Source organism: Fimbriimonadaceae bacterium, from assembly GCA_019454125.1.
Taxonomy (GTDB): Bacteria; Armatimonadota; Fimbriimonadia; order Fimbriimonadales; family Fimbriimonadaceae; genus JALHNM01.
The window spans coordinates 2,319,077-2,338,903 of record CP075365.1; the positions used below are offsets into that span (position 1 = coordinate 2,319,077).

The 19,827-nt window shown below is 61.1% G+C and carries 18 protein-coding genes and 1 tRNA gene; 4 read left to right on the plus strand and 15 right to left on the minus strand.

Going from position 1 to position 19,827, the window contains the following annotated elements:
- Window positions 1-4 precede the first annotated feature (4 nt).
- The 11 genes from KF733_11335 to KF733_11385 form a co-directional block, all read right to left on the minus strand.
- On the minus strand, window positions 5-991 hold the full coding sequence (locus tag KF733_11335; GenBank protein ID QYK55593.1) for an ABC transporter permease: 987 nt from the start codon (window positions 989-991) through the stop codon (window positions 5-7).
- A gap of 23 nt (window positions 992-1,014) precedes the next feature.
- Window positions 1,015-1,968, minus strand: a complete 954-nt coding sequence (locus KF733_11340) for a hypothetical protein (GenBank protein QYK55594.1) — start codon at window positions 1,966-1,968, stop codon at window positions 1,015-1,017.
- 99 nt (window positions 1,969-2,067) lie between these two features.
- Window positions 2,068-2,141 (minus strand) — tRNA-Gln (locus KF733_11345).
- A gap of 64 nt (window positions 2,142-2,205) precedes the next feature.
- Window positions 2,206-2,553: a hypothetical protein gene (locus tag KF733_11350; GenBank protein QYK55595.1), complete on the minus strand. Its 348-nt coding sequence runs from the start codon at window positions 2,551-2,553 to the stop codon at window positions 2,206-2,208.
- Window positions 2,554-2,761: 208 nt separating this feature from the next.
- Window positions 2,762-4,081, minus strand: coding sequence for an ATP-dependent Clp protease ATP-binding subunit ClpX (gene clpX, locus KF733_11355; protein QYK55596.1), 1,320 nt, complete (start codon window positions 4,079-4,081; stop codon window positions 2,762-2,764).
- 23 nt (window positions 4,082-4,104) lie between these two features.
- Window positions 4,105-4,689, minus strand: a complete 585-nt coding sequence (locus KF733_11360; protein QYK57168.1) for an ATP-dependent Clp protease proteolytic subunit — start codon at window positions 4,687-4,689, stop codon at window positions 4,105-4,107.
- A 141-nt stretch (window positions 4,690-4,830) separates the two neighbouring features.
- Window positions 4,831-5,526: a PilZ domain-containing protein gene (locus KF733_11365; GenBank protein ID QYK55597.1), complete on the minus strand. Its 696-nt coding sequence runs from the start codon at window positions 5,524-5,526 to the stop codon at window positions 4,831-4,833.
- A 69-nt stretch (window positions 5,527-5,595) separates the two neighbouring features.
- Window positions 5,596-6,903, minus strand: coding sequence for a trigger factor (gene tig / locus KF733_11370; GenBank protein QYK55598.1), 1,308 nt, complete (start codon window positions 6,901-6,903; stop codon window positions 5,596-5,598).
- A gap of 258 nt (window positions 6,904-7,161) precedes the next feature.
- Window positions 7,162-8,016, minus strand: coding sequence for a zinc metalloprotease HtpX (locus tag KF733_11375; protein QYK55599.1), 855 nt, complete (start codon window positions 8,014-8,016; stop codon window positions 7,162-7,164).
- A gap of 44 nt (window positions 8,017-8,060) precedes the next feature.
- A complete protein-coding gene (locus tag KF733_11380) occupies window positions 8,061-9,011 on the minus strand; it encodes a TIGR01777 family oxidoreductase (protein ID QYK55600.1) in 951 nt (316 codons plus the stop codon).
- Window positions 9,012-9,057: 46 nt separating this feature from the next.
- Complete coding sequence (locus KF733_11385; GenBank protein QYK55601.1) at window positions 9,058-9,657, minus strand: UbiX family flavin prenyltransferase; 600 nt, start codon at window positions 9,655-9,657, stop codon at window positions 9,058-9,060.
- 35 nt (window positions 9,658-9,692) lie between these two features.
- On the opposite strand from KF733_11385, the gene KF733_11390 reads away from it, so the two are divergent.
- On the plus strand, window positions 9,693-11,003 hold the full coding sequence (locus KF733_11390; protein ID QYK55602.1) for a glycosyltransferase family 39 protein: 1,311 nt from the start codon (window positions 9,693-9,695) through the stop codon (window positions 11,001-11,003).
- Between the two features lie 4 nt (window positions 11,004-11,007).
- Here KF733_11390 and KF733_11395 read toward each other — a convergent pair whose 3' ends face one another.
- Window positions 11,008-11,637 carry a flagellar basal body-associated FliL family protein gene (locus KF733_11395; GenBank protein QYK55603.1) on the minus strand — a complete coding sequence of 210 codons (630 nt, stop codon included), beginning with the start codon at window positions 11,635-11,637 and terminating at the stop codon, window positions 11,008-11,010.
- Window positions 11,638-11,768: 131 nt separating this feature from the next.
- Between KF733_11395 and rocD the strand changes: the two genes are divergently transcribed.
- The 3 genes from rocD to pheT all read left to right on the plus strand — a co-directional run bounded on the left by rocD (window position 11,769) and on the right by pheT (window position 16,144).
- On the plus strand, window positions 11,769-13,043 hold the full coding sequence (gene rocD / locus KF733_11400; GenBank protein ID QYK55604.1) for an ornithine--oxo-acid transaminase: 1,275 nt from the start codon (window positions 11,769-11,771) through the stop codon (window positions 13,041-13,043).
- Between the two features lie 80 nt (window positions 13,044-13,123).
- Complete coding sequence (pheS, locus tag KF733_11405; GenBank protein QYK55605.1) at window positions 13,124-14,125, plus strand: phenylalanine--tRNA ligase subunit alpha; 1,002 nt, start codon at window positions 13,124-13,126, stop codon at window positions 14,123-14,125.
- A 9-nt stretch (window positions 14,126-14,134) separates the two neighbouring features.
- Complete coding sequence (pheT, locus tag KF733_11410; GenBank protein ID QYK55606.1) at window positions 14,135-16,144, plus strand: phenylalanine--tRNA ligase subunit beta; 2,010 nt, start codon at window positions 14,135-14,137, stop codon at window positions 16,142-16,144.
- On the opposite strand, the gene KF733_11415 is transcribed toward pheT, so the two are convergent.
- The 3 genes from KF733_11415 to KF733_11425 are packed head-to-tail and all read right to left on the minus strand — an operon-like array spanning window position 16,068 to window position 19,818.
- Complete coding sequence (locus tag KF733_11415) at window positions 16,068-17,351, minus strand: hypothetical protein (GenBank protein QYK55607.1); 1,284 nt, start codon at window positions 17,349-17,351, stop codon at window positions 16,068-16,070. The genes pheT and KF733_11415 overlap by 77 nt on opposite strands.
- Window positions 17,348-18,625 carry a bifunctional folylpolyglutamate synthase/dihydrofolate synthase gene (locus KF733_11420; GenBank protein ID QYK55608.1) on the minus strand — a complete coding sequence of 426 codons (1,278 nt, stop codon included), beginning with the start codon at window positions 18,623-18,625 and terminating at the stop codon, window positions 17,348-17,350. The genes KF733_11415 and KF733_11420 overlap by 4 nt, the downstream gene beginning before the upstream one ends.
- Window positions 18,625-19,818 carry an aminotransferase class I/II-fold pyridoxal phosphate-dependent enzyme gene (locus tag KF733_11425; GenBank protein ID QYK55609.1) on the minus strand — a complete coding sequence of 398 codons (1,194 nt, stop codon included), beginning with the start codon at window positions 19,816-19,818 and terminating at the stop codon, window positions 18,625-18,627. The genes KF733_11420 and KF733_11425 overlap by 1 nt, the downstream gene beginning before the upstream one ends.
- Between the last annotated feature and the right edge of the window lie 9 nt (window positions 19,819-19,827).

Genomic DNA, 19,827 nt, shown 5'->3' on the forward strand with positions numbered 1-19,827 from the left:
CAACTTAGGCCGTGCGTCGCTGGATGAGAACGGCGAGGAGGATGATGCCGCCCTTCACAAGGCCCTGCCAGTAGGGCGAAACCCCGAGCCCGACCAGCATGTTCGAAATGATGCCGAGGATGAGGATGCCGGCCACAGTGCCCCAGACACGGCCCTGGCCGCCCGCGATGCTCGTGCCGCCGATTGCCACCGCTGCGATCGCGTCGAGCTCATAGAGCACGCCCATCTGGGAGGAGGAGACGGAGTTCATTCGGCCCGTCAGCCCGATGCCCGCGATCCCGACGAACAACCCGAGCAGCGCGTACGTCCAGAAACGGACTCGACGCGGGTCGATACCCGCAAGGTACGCCGCCTCCTCGTTCTCCCCGACCGCCACGATATTGCGGCCGAAGACCGTCCGCTCCAAAAGGAAGTGGCTGAAAAGCGCGATCAGGACGAAGACCATGATGTTCCAGGTGATCTCGATCGGGTTGCCCGACGAGGCCCGCAAGAACGGCACGGGCAGGCCGCCCTGGCCCAGGGCGGGCAGGATCGATTGGCTGCTGGAGCGCAGCTCCCCCCCGTCCGCCAGGACGAGCGCGATCGAGCGGTAGCCGACCAGACCGCAGAGCGTGGCGATGAAGGGCGTCACCCGGCCCACGTTCACGATAAGCCCGTTTATCGCGCCGCCCGCGACCCCGGCTAGCGCTGCCGTCGCGACCCCGACCCCGACCGCCAGCACTTCCCCATTCGGGACCAGGCGGTTGATGGCGTGAAGGCCGAGGACGCTCGCGAGCGCGGCCAAGCTGCCCACCGAAAGATCGATGCCCCCGCCGACGATCACGAGCGTCATGCCGATCGCGATCATGCCGACGGAGGCGTTCTGGTTCAGGAGGTTTCGCAGGTTCTCGGGGCTCAAGAAGTGCCCGGGTTGCAGCACCGCGTTGACGATGACCAAGACGACCAGGGCCACCACGACCCCGTAGTCTCGAAGAGCCCCCGCCACGCGCATTCCGGCGTTTCTACCCGCTCAGGTCACCACTTGGTGCAGGGGGAATACGTGCTGACGACCAAGTTGCTCACGGTGATCGCGCCGGAACCGGTGACGTCCGCCGAATGCAGTCGGACCACAGCCGCAGGCCACGGGACGCCGACCGGCCAGGCGGCCGGGATCCGGACCGTCTTGCCGTAGACGGTCGTCACGTCGAACGTGTCCCCGGCGGCCGCCTTCACCACCTGGGCGCCTTCGGCGACGTCCAAGTCCGAAGCCAGCGAGGTCACCCGCGCCGGCGCGACCGGCAAGCCGGGGCCGGGCAACGGGCCGGCGAGCGCTTCCGCGATCCCGAGGGCCAGCGCGTGGTAGCCAATCTCGTTAAAGTGCGTGTTGTCCCCGCCCAGGAACATGTACTGGGTGAACCGCTCGCGGAGGTTGAAGTGCGGTTCGAAGCCTGTCACCGGTCGCGCTTGCTGGCGCTGGGCGTGGACCGAAAGGCGCCAGCCCAAGAGGCCGGCGGCCACGACCCCGTCCATGGCGAGGGACGAGCCCGACTTGCTCTGCGTGCGCGGGATCGAGACCACCGTGCAGTTCGACCGGGCAAACACCGCGTCGAAGAAGGAGTCGTAGCGCGCCTTGTAGACGTTCGGGTCCGTGCTGTCGTTGTCGTTGGCGCCCATGAGGGCGACGATCACGTCCGGTTTGTAGGCGGCGATGGCGGTGACGGCGCGCGAGGTCAGCTGGGCGATGGTCTCGCCGCCATAGGCCTCGTGCTGCCAGTCACGGCCGTAGTCGCCCAAGTAGCCCTGTTGGCTGCTCTGTGAGCCGACAAAGCGCCAGTTCGTCACCCCCAAGGCGCCGAGGATCCGCTTGAGCGGCCCCCGCCAGCCACTTGTGGTCGAGGTCCCTGAGGTGAGGCTGTCCCCCAGGGCCATCAGCTGATAGAAACGGCCGTCGGCCAGCGGTAGTCGAGCGCTTGCTCCAAGGTCAGTCATATGCTGCTTGTGGCCGTGCGCGTCAGCGCATTTGGCCCAAGAGCATGCGGCTTGGAGTGAGAAGCGTCAACCAGCGGCGACGTTGGGGGCGATGAAGTTTGGCTGCCCGACAGGGACTCGAACCCCAACTGACGGTACCAGAAACCGCTGTCCTACCATTAGACGATCGGGCAGACCGAACTTCCATTATGGCACTTCGGTCTGCCCAGTTCCAGACCCAGCCTGTCGGCCGGGCCGTTAGGCTGCCAGTGACCCGACGGCGTACCTTTCGCGGCCTTCCAGGACACTCTGCAGGCGCGATTCGGTCAATCGAGCGGCTTCCATCTCGTCGCGAAGGACAAAGTACACACTGTCGGCGCCCGCGAAGAGGCAGACGTCGCGAGCTTCCAGGAAGCTCCCCTTGGCTTCGACGTCGAGCTGCCGCGCCGTCGCCAGGTCGAGAAGGACGGTAAAACGAGTAGCCTGTCGCTCCTTCAGGAGGTCGCGAAGGTCTTCTAAGAAGACTTCGCCTTCTCCAGCGGTGATGACACCACCGAAACTTGCTTCGATACGCTGCTCGTTAGGGTTCCAGTTGAGGATATACATTGCCTTTGGCCAGGTTGTGCCGGGTCGGGGTTCCGGCCATGCACAGAGGTTTTATTCACCGGATCGCCCTACGGGAAACTGGCATCGCCATCAGGTTCCCTTATAACCGGGCCTCTTGCCAGCCGGTATCACTTCGACTGTAAAAAACGAAAGGTGGACAGCAAGGTTTCCACCCTGCTGCCCACTCGTGAGCCGGATCTAAGCGGCCCTAGCTGGCCTGTCGGATCATTTCTTCGGTCATGAGCACCGGCTTGCGGCCGCCGCTGATGACCCCGTTCGGCACGAGCACCTTCTTGATCGATTCGTCGCTCGGAACTTCGTACATGACCTCGAGCATGATCTGCTCGATGATCGAGCGGAGGGCCCGGGCGCCGGTCTTGCGGCGGAGGGCTTCCTGGGCGATCTCCATGAGCGCGCCCGATTCGATCTCTAGCTTGACCCCGTCAAGTTCGAAGAACTTCTGGTACTGCTTGAGGATCGCGTTCTTGGGCTCCGTGAGAATCTTCACGAGGGTGTCCTCGTCCAACTCGTCCAGAGTCGTCAGAACGGGGAGACGCCCGATGAACTCGGGGATCAGACCGTACTTCAAGAGGTCTTCGGGGTTCAGCGCCCGGAGGACGTCCTTCGACCGCTCGGTCTTGCTTTGCGGCTCGGACCGGAAGCCCATGACGTTCTCCTTCTGGCGGCGCATGATGATCTCGGTGAGGCCCTCGAAGGCCCCGCCGCAGACGAAGAGGATATTGCGGGTGTCGAGCTGGAGGTACTCCTGCTGGGGGTGCTTGCGGCCGCCTTGCGGGGGCACGTTCGCCAGCGTCCCTTCCAGGATCTTCAGCAAGGCTTGCTGGACGCCCTCCCCGCTCACGTCGCGGGTGATCGAGGGGTTGTCGCCCTTGCGGCCGATCTTGTCGATCTCGTCGACGTAGATGATGCCGCGCTCGCAAAGCTCCTTCGCATTGCGGGAATCCATCTGCTCCGCCGCCTGGAACAGCTTGAGCAGGATGTTCTCGACGTCCTCGCCCACGTACCCGGCCTCAGTGAGGGCGGTGGCGTCCGCGATGGCGAACGGCACGTGGAGCATCCGGGCCAAGGTCTGGGCCAGCAGCGTCTTGCCGCTACCCGTCGGACCGACCATCAGGATGTTCGACTTTTGAAGCTCGACACCCTCGGTGTCGACGTCGTGGATCCGCTTATAGTGGTTGTAGACCGCAACGGAGAGGGCCCGCTTCGCATGGTCCTGACCAATGACATATTGGTCGAGGAAGCCGACGATTTCCTTCGGCTTCGGCACCTTGCCAAGCTTGAGTCCCGTGCCGGCAGCAGCCTGGCGGCGGGGGGTCTCCCTTTCTTCACGATCGCGGCGGGCCGGCTCTCGGCCGGGGGCTCCGCCCTCGTTCTGAAGAATGTCGTTGCAGAGGTCGATGCAGTCCGAACAGACGGCCCCATGGAGGCCGACGATCAGCTTCGGAACTTGCTCCTTGGCCTTGCCGCAGAGGCAGCACCGGTCGCGTCTCTCGTCTGGTTTCGCCATTGACCGCTTCCTTACTTTCTCTATTATCGCTCGCCCGGCTTCAGAACTTTATCTACAAGACCATAGTTCATCGCATCTTCGCCGCTCATCCAGAAATCCCGGTCCATATCCCGGCGTACTTGGTCTTCCGGTTTGCCGGTCGCCTCCATCATGATGCCGACCAAGATCGACATCAGTCGGTCGGCCTCTTTGAGGCTGATCTGCATGTCCGAGAGGCTGCCTTGGGCGCCGCCCGAAACCTGGTGGATCATGATGCGGGCGTTCTTCAAGGCAAAACGCTTGCCCTTTTTCCCGCCGGCAAGGAGGACGGCGCCCATAGAGGCCGCTTGGCCCACGCAGAAGGTCGCGACGTCCGGCTTGATCATCTGCATCGTGTCGTAGATGGCAAGCCCGGCGCTCACGACGCCTCCCGGACTGTGGATGTAGAACTCGATGTCCTTATCGGGGTCCTCCTTTTCCAAGAAAAGAAGCTGGGCCACGATGAGGTTCGCCACGTAGTCATCGACCGCCGTCCCCAAAAAGACGATCCGGTCTTTGAGCAACCTGCTCCAGATGTCGTAGCTACGCTCTCCACGCGCAGTCTGCTCGATGACGTACGGAACTCCCATGCTTTTGGTGCTCATCGCTGGTTTCCTTAGTACCCGATCCGCCGAAAGCGGCTTCTGGGGACTCCTTGATTGTCGGCTGGACCGAAGTCCGGAGACGCTGGTATAAATACTGATTGAAATTCCACCGGGTGCGCTCCTGGCTCAACCCGTGCGGTCGAGCTGCGACATGACGGCGCTATAGGCGACGCGCCGCACGATGTCCAGCCAAGGCTCGGGGAAGAGCTGGACGGGCGCGCCTTCGCTGTCCACGAGCTGTAGGCCCAGGGTGCTGCCCGCCGACCAACGAATGCCGCAGAGCATGTCGGCCTCGCAATCCTGGAACCGGACCACGACCTTGAGCGGCTGGCCCTGGTCGAAGTCCGTCGCCACCGCTCCGTGCAGCCGGATCCCGACTCCCTCAAAGCTGACGTCCAGAACGTGGCCCTCGGCGCCCTTCACGCCCTGCTCCACCGTCGCCAAGCACGCGGACGGCCCGGTCGGGCTCACGCGGTAAGACGCCCGGCAACGGCCTGTGACGATGCGTTCTGGGATGCCCAGCGAGAGCGAAGCCCCGTTGTGGCTAGAAAGCACTGGCGCGTTCCACTGGACCTGCCCTGCGTTGAGGTTCACGGTCAGGGTGGCAGAGGTGAGCAGGGGGACGGTCGGCAGTTCCTCGTTCATATCGGGGCGGAACCGGTGATGGGCGCCCTCGATGTGGGTGAGGCGGCCCAAGATCTCCCGACCGAAATGATGGCCGCTGAGAAGGACCGGGAGCCCCGATTCCACAATGCCCCTGATCACGCGAACGATGTCCGTCCGCTCTTCCATGATGAACTGACCTCCGTCCGAAAACCGCATCCAGGTGGAATCTTCGGCACCCTGAACGCCCAGCCGTAGAGGAAAAGGAGTCTTCCCTGAAGGCCCGACCTAAGCGGGCGCGTCCGTGATCTTGGCGTGTTCGTTCAAGAACTCGATCACCTGCTTGTACATTGCCCTGAAGACGATCTCCTCGCGAAGCTGCGCCCCGTACTCCTTCGCAAAGTGGCGGAGCTGTTCCTGCGGCACCTTGTTCTCCGAGGCGATCTGCAGGAAGTGGCGGTCGACGTCCTGCTGGCTTATCGTCATCTCTTCCGCCCGGAAGATCCGCTCGATCAGCACCGCGCGGAGAACGTGCAGCTTCGCCTCTTTCATCTGGGCCTGGACGAGTTCCTCGACGGTCAAGTCGTTCGCCTTGGCGTGCTCCTCCAAGGTCCGGCCTTGGCGCTGGAGCTCCGCGTTCATCTCGTTCAAGCGACGGCTGCCGACCTGCTCCCAGGTGTTGTCGGCCACTTGAATCTGGCTCTTTTCGACGAGTTGGTCGAGCAGCTGCTCATTGACCATCTCCTGGCTGATCTGCTGTTTGGCCGAGAGCAGGCCCTCCCGCATCTTTTCGCGGAGCTCCTCGACGTTGTCGGCCTTCAGGCTCTGGGCGAAGGAGTCGTCGAGCTCGGGCGCCTGGACGGCGCTGACGCTGCGGATCGTCACGATTGCGTCGTGGCTCGTCCCGGCCCAGTCCTTCTCCTGGAAGTTGGCGGGAAAGTCGAGCTTGGCGTGCTTGATCTCCTCGTTCCCCATGCCGATGATCGTGGCGTCCAGGGTCTCGAAAGTCTTGCCCGCGACGACCACGAAGTTGCGCCCTTTGTCCTCATCGCCGATGCGAATGTTGACCACCGCGTTGTCGCCCTCTTGGATGCCGCGGCTGGTGACGGCCTCCACCTTGCCCTTCCGCTGGCGGAGCTCGTCGATCTGCCTTTGGACCTCTTTCTCCGTGACTTCGACCTTCGGCCGGTTCGCCTCAAGGCCCTTGTAATCCGCAAGCTCGACCACGGGCGGCAACGGGATCTTGGCCGTGTACTCGAGTTCCAGCTTGTCCTTGTCGAACTTGGTCACCTGGACGGCCGGGCCCTGGTCGGGCTTCAAGTCGCTTTCCTCGATCGCCTGCTGGAGGGAAGCCCTCACCGCCTCGTCCACCGCTGCGTTGAGGTAATCGTTCGGATCGACCATCCGCTCGATGACGGAGCGCGGCGCGGTGCCGGGACGGAACCCGGGGACTTTGATGCGCTGCGCAAACCCGCGGGCCGCTTTCCCCAGCCCCTCGTCCACCTGCTTCGGGGAGCAGACGACGTGAAGCAGCACGGTGCACGTATTCAGGTCTTCGCGTGTCACCTTCATCTCGGCGGTCGGGGCGGTCGACATTAGACGGAAGATCGTACCTCCCCAGAACCGGGCCGTCCGTGACGCTTTGCGGGGCAAGGTCGCCCCGAACTTGTCCGAACCCCAAAAAAAGGGCCCCGGTTTCCCGGGGCTATGCTTCTGTTCTCTTCGTCCTGCTATGGCGGCTCGATTCGGCCGCCTTGCGGATAAAAGACTGTCGCGCTTTTGCTCAGCCGCCTTAACCGCGATCTGGATCGTTCAATGTACCTAACATTTCAGCGAAGTACCGAACGTCCTGGATCACGCGCGTCTAAGCTGGGACTCTAAGTCCTCTAAACGCCGTACACGATCCTCCATCGGAGGGTGGGTGCTGAAGAGCGCCTTGAACCCGCCCAAGCCCGCGAACGGGTTCACGATGCACATGTGGGCGGCGTTCTCCGGCATGTGGCCGGGGATCGCGCGGGTGCCCCGGTCGAGCTTCAGCAACGCGCCTTGCAGACCGCGTCCGCTCCCGACCATGCGCGCCGCCTCCGCGTCCGCCGCAAACTCGCGGTTCCGGCTGATGCCCATCTGGATGAGGATCGCCGCGAGCGGCGCGACAAGCGACATCGCGAGCAGCCCGATCGGGTTCCGCTCGTTGTTGCCGCCGACGCCGCCGAAAATCGCGCCCCAGCGAATCATGTTCGCAATAAGCGTGATGGCACCCGCCAGAGTCGCGACGATGGCCATCGTGAGCGTATCGCGGTGCTTGATGTGGGAGATTTCGTGGGCGATGACGCCTTCGACCTCCGGCTTGTCCAAAATGTTCAAGAGTCCTTGGTTGACCGCGACGACCCCGAACTTGGGCGACCTTCCCGTGGCGAACGCGTTCGGAGACGGGTCCGGCACGATGAAGAGCCGGGGCATCGGGATCTCGGCCCGCTCAGCTAGACGTTGAACCATCGCGTAAAGTTCGGGTGCCTGCGCAGGATCCACCGGTTGCGCCTTCGTCATCGCCAGGACGATCTTGTCGCTGAACCAGTAGCTGCCGAAGTTCATGACGAGCGCGAGTCCAAACGCGATGACCATGCCGCTCGTGCCGCCAAACGCATGGCCGAGCCACACCAGCAAGCCGGTCAGGACCGTAAGGAGAACGCCAACCTTAAGAATGCTCATGTTTCTACCTACTTAACCTACCGTTTCTGACGAAAGTTTCGGGACTAGGACGGGGTGTCCGTCTCGGCTGGGACCGCCCAGCCCGGCGGCTCCGTGTCGAGATCGGCCAGCGCCTCCGGCAGGTCCTCGAAATGGAACCGGTAACCGCGCGCCAGGGCCATCGCGGGGACCACGCGCTGGCCCCCGAGCAACATCTCCGGCGGCCATCCCTGAAGGCCCGCCACTGCGTTCACCATGAACTCGGGGACGTTCGGCATCGGCGGGCGGCCGAACTCGGCGCGGAACGCGGCCATCAGTTCCGAGTTGGTGACGGGCCGCGGGGCCACGGCGTTCACGGGGCCCGTCGCCTCGCCCTCGATCGCCCAAAGCAGCATCCCCACCATGTCCTTCAGGTGGATCCAGCTGACGTACTGCCGGCCGTTGCCAAGGGCCGAACCCAGGAACGCCTTCGTCAACTTCGCGAAGAGCTCGAAAGAGCCGCCCCCGCGCCCCAGCACGATCCCCGTCCGGAGCAAGACCTTGCGGGTGTTCGGCGTCACAGCTTCAAGCGCCGCGTTCTCCCATTGCTGGCAAGTCTCAGCGAGGAAGTCCTTGCCCGGCGGGCTCGCCTCGCTCACCTCGCGGCTGCCGGTATCGCCATAGAAGCCGATCGCACTGCCGTTGATCCAGACCTTTGGGGGGTGGATGCACTGTCCGATCGCTTCGCCGATTGCGCGGGTCGGCTCCACCCGGGAGGAGGCGAGCTTTTTCTTATAGCCCTCGTTCCAGCGCGCCATGAGCGGCGCCCCGGCCAGGTTCACGACAGCGGTCGCGCCTTCCAGTTCCGCCGACCACGAAGCCTCCACATTCCTGCCGTCCCATTGGACGACTTTCGCCCGTTTGACCGACTTCGTCGAACGGCTGAGGACCGCGACTTCGAACCCGTGGTCGGCGAGAAGCTCGACCAACGCAGAACCGATGAAGCCGCTCCCACCTGCAATAACGACCTTCTTCATCCTTGCCCAGCCTCGCGCATTATCCCCGCCTTAAGCCGCCCGAAACTTACTGCTCCACCATCCATTGGTCGACCAAGGTCTGTTCTACTCCAAGGACCTGCAGCACGCGGGCGACCACCGTGTCCGCCAGGTCTTCCAGGCTACCTGGGCGGGTGTACCAGGCTGGCGAGGCGGGCAAGACGGTCGCCCCCGCCTCGGCGAGCGCGGTGAGGTTACGCAGCATGATGAGGTTCCAGGGCATCTCGCGCGGCACGAGGACGAGGGGCCGGCGCTCCTTGAGGCAGACGTCCGCGGCGCGGGTCGTGAGGTCGTTGCTGATGCCGTTCGCGATCCGCCCCGCGGTGCCCATCGAGCAGGGCAAGATCACCATGCCGTCATGGCGGAACGAACCGCTCGCGGGAGGCGTGAAGTAGTCCCGCTCGTCCAGAAGGTGGACGTTCCGGTAAGTCTCGCCGAGCCAGGGCTCCGTCGAGAAGTTCTGGCGGTCGATGGTCACCCCGAGCTCGGTCGCGGCGACGTCGACAGCCTGGGCGCTGACGGTCAGGTACACGTGGTCGAAGGCCCGCGCAGCCTGCCTCAAGAACCGCTGGGCGTAAATGGCCCCGCTTGCGCCTGTCACGGCGACGACGAGCTTGCCAGTCTTCATCGGATGGTGTAGTCTACGGCCCCTTGCAGCCCAGAGTGCGCCGCGTCCTCCGCCTAGGCTCGATTTTCGACGCCTGGACCTTGGCGACGATCCTTGTTATCGCGCTTGCGGTGCGGGTGTGGTGGCTTTTGGCCGTCGACACCCAGCCCATAACGGATTTCGCCTGGTACTTCGACCGGGCGGCAGAGATGGCGCAAGGTTGGGGCTACCGCGTGGACGACCACCCGACCGCGTACTGGCCGGTCGGCTACCCCCTCGCCTTGGCGACGGTGTTCAAGTTCGCCGGGGCTTCCGTGCTGGCGGGCAAGGTGCTGAACACCGCCCTGACCTTGGCCTGCGTGGCGCTCACCTGGGTGGTCGCCCGAAGGCTCTCGCCGTTCAAGGGCGCGTCTTGGATCGCGGCGCTCGTCGTCGCGCTGCACCCGGCTTATATCGCTTATTCGGGCATCCTCGCCTCCGAACCCCTTTTCACGGCCCTGGTCCTCGCCGGGGCCGCGACCTGCCTCGTCTGCCCCCGGCGCGGCGTGGCTTGGATGCTGGGCGCGGGCCTTGCCTTCGGCTTCGCCACACTCGTCCGGCCACAGGCCGTGCTGCTCCCCGCGATCATCATCGCCGTGGCGGCGGTCTGGGGCAACCGCGAAGCGTTGAAGGGGACCGTGCTCCAGCGACTGGCCTGGGTCTACCTGGTCGTCGGCCTGGTGGCCCTGACCTGGACCGTCCGCAACTACGACGCCTTCGGCAAGTTCGTCTTTATCAGCACGAACGGCGGGGACAACTTGCTCATCGGCCACCACCCCGGGGCCAACGGCCGGTACAAAAACCCGGAGACCATCGAACCGCGACTGAAGGGGCTCAACGAGGTCGAACGGGACGCCATGGCCCGGGGCCTCGCCCTCTATTACCTGCGGCAGGATCCGGGCGCGAGCCTGGCCACCGTTCCCGCCAAAGTCTCGGCCACGTTCTTGGAGGGCACAGACGCCGCGTATTGGGCGTTCCAGACCGAAAAGGGGCGGCTCAGGGTTCCCGGGATGGGCCCCGAGCGCAGTTTGTTCCTGGCCTTCAAGGGCTATGCGCAGACCTATACCGCGGCGCTCTCGTACGGCTTCGGCCTTGCGCTGCTGGCTGGGTTCCTTGGCCGGAAGAAGGGGTTGACGACCCCGCCGCTCTGCACCGCATCGGTGCTCTATACGCTCGTGCTTGTCGCCGTCTTCTTCGGCAATCCCCGGTTTGGCTTTCCGAACGTGCCCTTCCTGGCGGTGGCGGTCGCCCACCTCGTCGCGGGCTTGGCCTCGCTCGCGAGGAAGCCGGCCGCCGAAGGGCAGCCGGTCGAAGCGGCTGCCCATTAGGCCGCTACTGCTGCGTAGCGAAGCTCGTGAAAAAGACTTTCAAGACAGGCCCCTTCTGCGAGTCCCACGATTTGTCGATGATCTCCTCCTCACCGTGGTCTTCCTCCTCGTCGTGGTGGCCCTTGGCCTCGCCCTTGGCGCCCTTCTTGTCGGCCTTGGCGCCTTTCTTCTCGGACTTGGAGTCCTTCTCCTCCTCGTCATTGTGCGGGGCGGTGGCGTTCACGGCCGCGGCGATCTCCTTCTTCAGGGCCGCCTTTCCTTCTGGCGTGGCAACCTGCGCAAGCGTCTTGGAGGAGAGCACCGAAACGATGGCGTCTTTCACGGGAGCGGGCGGCTCGGCCGCGCCCCCGTGGCCTTCACCGCCTCCGCCCCCTTCGGCTAAATGCGCGTCCTTGGCAAGCTGGAGCGAGACCTCGACCCGCAGGTACGTCTTACCGTCCGCAAGGTTCACGAGGTACTCGCCGACCGGGGTGATCTCGCCGAGCTCGACCTTCGGCTTCTCAGGCTCCTTCGAACCTCCACCCATCTTCATTCCGAAGTAGCCTCCTGCCCCCAGGGTCACCACCAGGGCAATGATCATGGGAAGTTTCCCGCCCTTCTTCTTCGGAGTTTCTGCCGCCGCTGCCTCTGCCATCTACCTGCCTCGGAGGGTCTTGTTCCACAAAACTGCCGCTTTTCCTACGGGGTAGGCACACAAGACGCCCAGACCAGCATTCCGGCCCACGGGGGTTCAATTCTGTGGGGAAAAGCCCCTACACTGGGAATATGGCTCCGACCACCCGCACCAGCCTTTGGCAAGAGATCGCCGACCGAGGGGTCCCCTCCATCGTCGCCGAGCTCAGCGATGCCGAAGCCGTCCAAATGACCGAGCGCTATGGTGCCCATAACTATAAGCCGCTTCCGGTGAACATCGTCCGGGCGGACGGCGCCGAGGCCTGGGACGGGTCGGGCAAGCGCTATATCGACTGCGTCGGCGCCTATTCGGCCGTCGCCCACGGGCACCTCAGTGAGCGCGTGGTCGAAGCGATCAAGGAACAGCTCGAACGGCTCTCGCTGACGAGCCGGGCCTTTTACACGAGCGAGGTCGCCCTCTTCATGAAGGGCCTCGCCGAATACTGCGGCCTGGACATGGTTTGCCCGATGAACACCGGTGCCGAGGCCGTCGAGACTTGCATCAAGCTGGCTCGAAAGTGGGCCTATACGGTGAAGGGCGTCCCCAAAGACCAGGCCGAGATCCTAGTCTGCGAGGACAACTTCCACGGCCGGACCACCACCATCGTCGGATTCTCCACCGAGCCGGGCTACAAGGCGAACTTCGGCCCGTTCACCCCGGGCTTCAAGGTGATCCCCTTCGGCAATATCGAGGCTCTGCGCGCCGCGATCACGCCGAACACGGCCGCCTTCATGGCTGAACCGATCCAGGCGGAAGGGGGCATCATCATCCCGCCGGAGGGCTGGATGGCGGAAGTCGCCAAGCTCTGCCGGGAGAACCGTGTCCTGCTGATCTGGGACGAGGTCCAGACCGGGTTCTGCCGCACAGGGCGCCGCTTCGCCTGGCAATACGAGGACGCGGAACCCGACCTGGTCGCGGTCGGCAAGCCGCTCGGCGGCGGGATCATGCCCGTTTCGGCCGCGGTCGGCAAGGCGGAAGTCATGGAGGTCTTCCATCCCGGCGACCACGGTTCCACCTTTGGCGGCAACCCGCTCGGGGCCGTCGTCGCCCTCACCGCGCTCGCCGAAATGGAGGCCGAAGACTTCGCCGGCCAAGCCGTAAGGGCCGGTACCCGGTTCACGGAGGGCCTGCTGGCCCTTCAGTCGCCGCACATCAAAGAGGTCCGCTCCCGGGGCCTGCTTGTCGGCATGGAGGTCTCGGCCGAGGTCGATACCGCCGAGCTCACCCACCAGTTCCTCCACCATGGAGTGCTGACAAAGGAGACCAGGCATCGCACTTTCCGCTTCACGCCGCCCATCGTCATCACGGACGAGCAAGTGGACGAAGCGGTCGACCGGGTCGGAAAGAGCCTGGCCGCGCTCCCCTGAAGCCGCCGGCGGCTTGTTCGGAAGGCGATCGGTAGGCCTTAACGCCGTTTTGCCTTCCGCGCTCGCTTCAAACTCTTGGCGTGGTTCCCCGAGACGTGGCCGAGATCGAGCGCGAAGCTGAAGCGGAAATCCTGGCTGCGAAGTCGACGGCCGAGATCCGCCAGATCGAACTTGCCCTGCTCGGCAAGAACGGCTCGCTCTCCGGCCTGATGAAGGGGATCGGTAGCTTGGCCCCCGACGAGCGGAAGCCCTTCGGCGAGAGGGTGAACCAGGCCAAGGCCCGGTTGCAGACGTTGCTCGACGAGTGCGCCGCCCGCGTGCAAGAAGTCGAACTGGCGGACCAGTTCGAGCGGGAGCGCATCGACATCACCCTGCCTGGTCGCCCCCTGCGCGCGGGCCGCAAACACGTCCTTCAGATAACGATCGACAACATTAAGCGCGTTATGGGCGGCATGGGGTTCGTTTACCACGAGTCACCAGAACTTGAAGAGTTTAAATACAACTTCGACGCCCTGAACTATCCGCCCGACCATCCCGCGATGGACGAACAGGATACGTTCTACATCACAGACGACCTCGTCCTTCGCACACAATGCACAGCCTTGCAAGGACGGGTTTTCGAGTCGACAAAACCGCCCTTTCGCGCCTTTACGGTTGGCCGCACTTTCCGCAATGAAGCGGTAGACCGGACGCACAGCCACACCTTCCACCAAGTCGATGTCTTCATGGTTGACGAGGGTGTTTCCATGGCTAACCTCAAAGGGACGCTCGGCGCTTTTGCGAGAGAAATGTTCGGTGACGGCGTCAAGGTCCGCTTTCGCCCCGACTTCTTTCCCTTCGTCGAGCCCGGTGTCGACTACGCCATATCATCTCCGAAACTTTTCGGCGGCAAATGGGTGGAGCTGGGCGGGGCAGGTTTGATCCACCCCAACATCCTTGAGCGTTATGGGATCGATACAGACAAGTATTCTGGCTTCGCGTTCGGCCTTGGGGTGGAGCGCATCCCTATGATGGCTTATGGCGTCGACGATCTGCGCCACTTCTTGGAGAACGACCGCCGCTTCCTTAGCCAGTTCGCCTAGGTTTTCGTTATGAAACTCACCGAGTCCATGATCCGTGACATGGTCGACACGACCATGACTGCCGAAGAGATCGGCGACTTGCTCACAATGGTCGGCTTCGAAATCGAAGAGATCACCGAACAAGAAGGCGAAAAGGTCTTGGACATCAACATCATGGCGAACAGAGGCGACGGCGCCTCTTCCCTCGGTATCGCGCGTGAGATACTCGCTAAGTCGTCCGAGGCATCTCCCACTAAGCTTTATCAGTGGCTCACCACCTTCGAAGGCCCCACCTCCGACGACCTACCGCAATCTTCCATTGCCGTCTCCATCCAAACACCGGCTTGTTCGCGCTTTGCGTGCCAGGAGTTTTCGGAGATCCAGAACGGTCCTTCGCCAGAGTGGCTCCAAGAACGCCTTCGAAGAATTGGCCAACGCCCCATCTCGCTCCTCGTCGACCTCACGAATTACGTGATGATCGAAACGGGCCAACCACTCCATGCCTACGACATGGCCAAACTTACGGAATCGACCATAGTTGTACGTGAAGCCCGGCCTGGCGAAACGGTCAAGACTTTGGATGAGACCGAGCGGACTTTGCCAGGAGGCGCGCTCGTTATAGCCGACGAATCCCGCCCTATCGGAGTGGCTGGCGTAATGGGTGGTTTTGAAACGGAGGTCGATGGGCAAACGACTCGATGTTTACTCGAGGCCGCCCACTTCGACCATCAACGGGTTCGCCAATCCCGTAAATCCTTAAAACTTCAGACCGATGCGAGCTATCGCTTTGAACGATACGTAGATCCCAACGGCCCTATTCGTGCCATCGCACGCTTTGCCCAGATCCTCGCAGAAACGGGAGAAGGAGCGCCCTCATCTCGTATAACCGACGAGTACCCCGCGCCGCCGAAGCGACACCCCATTACGCTCACCCTGGATCGAGCGTCTGCGCGATTGGGAATGCCAGTCCATGACAAAAAACAAATTGGTTACCTCCGCTCTTTAGGATGTCAAGTTGTCGAAACAGCCGGTAGCATGCAGGTGGTGCCCCCGACCTGGCGCATCGACCTCATCCGCTCTGACGACCTGGTCGAAGAGATCGGGCGCATGCACGGTTACGAAAAAATCCCTGAGGCCCTTCCCCACGGCTTTTCGAGTGTCGGTGGCGTGCACGGCCTCTATGCTTTTATCGACCAGGTTCAAGAGCGATTTTTACGGCTTGGTTTTGACCAAGCCATGTCGCATTCTATGACGAGTAAGAGCCCCCTCGATGCACCGCTCCAACCTGTGGAGATCCGGCAGCCCCACTCCCCTGAACTTGCCTTTCTTCGAACATCCTTGCTTCCTGGCCTTGCTGACACCTTCGCCAGGAACGACTCCCACAACCAGCTATGGTTTGAGACAGGACGAGTGTTCTCTGAAGGCAAAGAATCATTGTCCCTCGGGCTCCTTGCCACTGGGCGCCTAAACTTGACCAGCTGGAACCACACAAGCGAGGACATCTTCGACTTCTATACTTTCAAAGCGTGCGTTCTTGAAGGCCTAGACCCACATCTCTCTTCGGCTCTAACTCTTAAGCTAGGAAACGATCCTCGTCTTCATCCCACCCGCCAAGCAGCGCTGGGCAAATACGGCATCTTGGGCCAAGTCCATCCCACTATAGCGGCCCAAACCGGCCTTCCTGCGATGACGTTCTTGGCAGAGATTGATCTCGAAGCCGCGTTTGCGGAGCTTCGGAAAGTGCCGAGTTACCGACCGATCTTCCGAAACCCTCCGGCCCGGAGAGACGTCGCGCTGCTCGTCCCCGAGAGCGTTTCTTACCATGCTCTCTCCGAAGCGATAACGCTTGCGGGCGGCTCGAGTCTGGAACACTATGAGCTCTTCGACGCCTATAAGGGGCAAGGCGTACCACAAGGTCACGTTTCCTATGCGATAACGCTTCAGTTCCGTAAAGATGGCAACTTTACGGACGCTGAAGCGAACCTGGTGCGGGACGAAATCGTAAAGGCGCTGCAACCCTTGGGCGTTTCCATTCGTTAACCACAGATCGCCAAAGCAGGAGCCCAAACCACGCGACAAACATCGCTTTAAACGCCAACGGCATAAAGTAATAGTGATCGAAGAACTTCAAAAAGGCAACAGGAAGAAATGTCACGACGAACGCCAAATAAAACGCACCCGCTTCTTTAAGCCCTCGTTGTTCAGCGATAAGTGCCAATCCAGCGAATGGCGCCAGCATTGCCGCCAAGCTAATCCACCACTGGCCAGTCAACAATAGGCTGGGAAGAAGATCAAGAGTTGCTGCGATCCTGTTACTCTCCGTAAATCCTGGAACAAGGGTGTCAAGGATGTTTCTTACGGTTCCCTCGACTGACCGCAGCTGTTGCCCCTGGTAAGTTGAGATCGCAGTCGGGACAAAAGCAAGCCTTGCGAAAATATAGACGGCAAGTGATAGTAAGCCTCCTAGAACTAGCCCCCGCTTCATCAAGGTTGTTCCTTTAGACGCGCTGATCCATAACGCACAAACTATTGGTATTGCCACGGCTTGTTCATAGCAAAGGAGCGCCAGCAGCGAGCAGAGGAACGTAAGCAGCGACCAAACTATCACGGGAGACTCCTTCCGGGCCCCGGTAAGTACGATGGCCAAAGCCCCTAGGGCCATGACCGTCGCCAGGGACGCTGTGCGTCCAGGAATCCAATTCACGACACCCTGGTAAAGGTTGGCCTCAGGCATTGTCATCAACACGACAAACAGTGTTGCTCCAGCCCATTTGAACGACTTCAGAAGGCTGGTACCCCGCCCGATAAGACCTATAGCAACAGCAACCGCAAGGCTGCCTCCCCAGTTCTGCAGGAGACTAAGATCCAATGGCGATAACCAGAATGTAAACACTCCCGTCGCAAATAGGCCAACGTTCCTCTGCGTTGTTATCAGCGAAGTAACGAGGTAAACAAGAAACACTGCCACTGCCGCTGAGACCGCATTGGTACGTGCGAATGCCTCTCCTGTACCAGGATCAATTCTTCGGTCGAGTTCAAAGGTTAACGTGCTGACCGGACGGTAAAAGTGGTTCTCTAGCGGCCAGTCGTGGAGAAACCAGTAGAGTGGTGGACGGTTGGAGGTGACTCGGAGAATCTCCCGAGTATCTGAATCTTGCAAAAGACTCGGGCTCTGACTTTGCTGCAAGTAAACATGGAGGGCTAACAGTAAAGCAATCAGAGGTTCTAGCCAGGTCTGCCATCTCATAGCCTTGAGAATACGCTGCCAATTAGAGAACCGACCTCCCCCACGAGGTAATAGCTCCCCGTGACTAGAATTAGCTCGGTCGGATCCGCCTTCAGCATGTTGACAGCTTCCGTAGCGTCTGCGAGGACTCGTACCTTAAGTCCATGCTCCTTAGCAACCGCCGCCAGATCCTCCGGCTTCTGGCTTCGAGGACTATCGAGAGGAACAAATATGCAGTCGTCGACCACGTCCGCCAACGCAGCAATAACTGCCACATGATCGTGGCCTTTCGCCATTCCCATGAGCAAGAACGGTTTGGTGTCACTCTCATTTCGCATTCTGCTCACAAGACTTCTAATCCCTGCTGGGTTATGGCTCCCATCTAGGTACCACCTTTTCGACGCGTGAAACACAATCTCTCCCCTTCCGGGAAGCCTCGTACCCCGTATCGCCTCCCTCACCGTTTCTTTATCAAGGTCTATTCCTGCGATCGCTATCGCAGCGAGAGCCAAGCTCGCTGAATCTTGTTGCTCGGCACCAGGCATACCTGTCCTAATAGAACGATAAGTCTTGCCTAGAACATTACAATCAAACATACTCCCGTCTCCTTCCACGATAACCTCCTTGCCTAAGCGGAATACGGGCGCATCCATTTTCCGGGCGATTTCGGCAATGACATGTTCTGGCTCCTCTCCAATCCGTCCGACAACAACGGGTCGGTGCCGCTTTATGATCCCTGCCTTCTCGGCCGCGATGGCACCTAATGAGTCGCCTAGAATCTCGGTGTGATCCATGCTTATGCTTGTTATAATAGATGCGGACGGTTTGTCGATGACATTTGTGGCATCGAGTCTGCCGCCAAGTCCTACCTCAAGGGCTACATAGTCGCATTGAGATTCAGACCAGAACTGTAGGCCCATTGCCGTCTTAATCTCAAACTCTGTCGGAAGGCCCAGTCCATTCCGGTCACATTCTTCACCAGCCTTCCAAACATGTTCAACAAGCCGGGTTAGCTCACTCTCGGTAACGTACCGCCCGCCAAGTTGAATGCGCTCCCGAAGTGTGTAAACGAAAGGACTATAGAAGGCGCCTACTCGATAACCGTGTAAGTCGAGCAGTCGGTGGATATAAGCCGTCGTACTTCCTTTGCCATTCGTACCGGCTACGTGAAAATATCCAGGATGTCTTTCAATTCTGAGACGGTCGACCAGACAACGGATCCGCGATAGATCTAACTTCCAGCCAGCGTTTGCAGCACTTGCAAGCTTGGCGATGGCTGAATCATACGTGGTCACTAGACTTTCGCGCGCACGGAGAAACCAGCCTTTGCTATCCGGTCGAGAACTTCGTGATAGCGCTCACCGTGCACGTCGCCCTTTAGGGTAAGGGCGAACCGAATATAACCCTCGCCCTCGTCACCAAAGCCGGAACCAGGTACGGCCGCCACGCCCGTACGCCTTAAGAGCTCCTTGGCGAAGGACATGCTGTCGCCGAACCCTTCTGGTATTTCTGCCCAAACAAAAAACGAGGCTTTAGGAGGTTCAACCGCCCAGCCCAGGTCGCGCAAGCCTGAGACGAGCACGTCCCTCCGGGTCTTGTACAACTCAATCGCTGCGTTCGTCTTACCTCGGCTTAGGGCCAGGGCGGCTGCTTCGGAGATCGCGGGAAACTGTTTACTGTCAATGTTGGACTTCAACTTTTGAAGTATTGTGATCGCGTCTGGGTTGCCGCAGGCAAAACCAATCCTCCAACCCGTCATGTTGTACATCTTGCTCAGGGAGTGAAACTCTATCCCGACGTCTTTGCCACCTTCAACCTGTAGCATTGTAGGATTCTTGAAACCGTCGAAAGCGATTGTGCCATATGCCATATCGTTGACGGCCAAGATGTCGTACTCGCGACAGAATCGGACGAAGTCCTCGTAGAACGTTCTGGTAGCGATGGCACCAGTTGGATTATTTGGGTAGCAAACGTAGAACAACTTTGCCTTTCGCGCGATGTCAGTGGGGATATCGTCTAAGATGGGAAGGAAGGCATTAGCTTTCCTTAAGGGAACCTCGTGGACGTTTGCACCTGCCATTACGGCATTCACTTTGTAAACCGAGTAGGCGGGATTCGGTACAATCACCGTGTCTCCGTCTTCAGCGTAAGTCCAAGCAAGGTGTGCAAGTCCCTCTTTCGAACCAATCACCTGCATAATCTCCTTCTCAGCGTCTAGGCCGACTCCAAACTCTCGCTGGTAAAACGATTTACAGGCTTGAAGGAACATCGGCCAGCCACGCGAAGACTCGTCGTACCTGTGCGTTTCTGGATTGCGGGCTGAGTTGCAAAGAGCGTCAACGATTTCCGGCGGCGTCGGTGTGTCGGGATCACCAATCCCCAAATCAATAACGTCTATCCCCTCAGAAGCTGCTGCCCGCTTGATCTCAGAGAGCTCGGCGAAAAGGTAGGGCGGAATGGCGTTAAGACGCCTGGCAGGCTGCGGCATGTCCAGCCG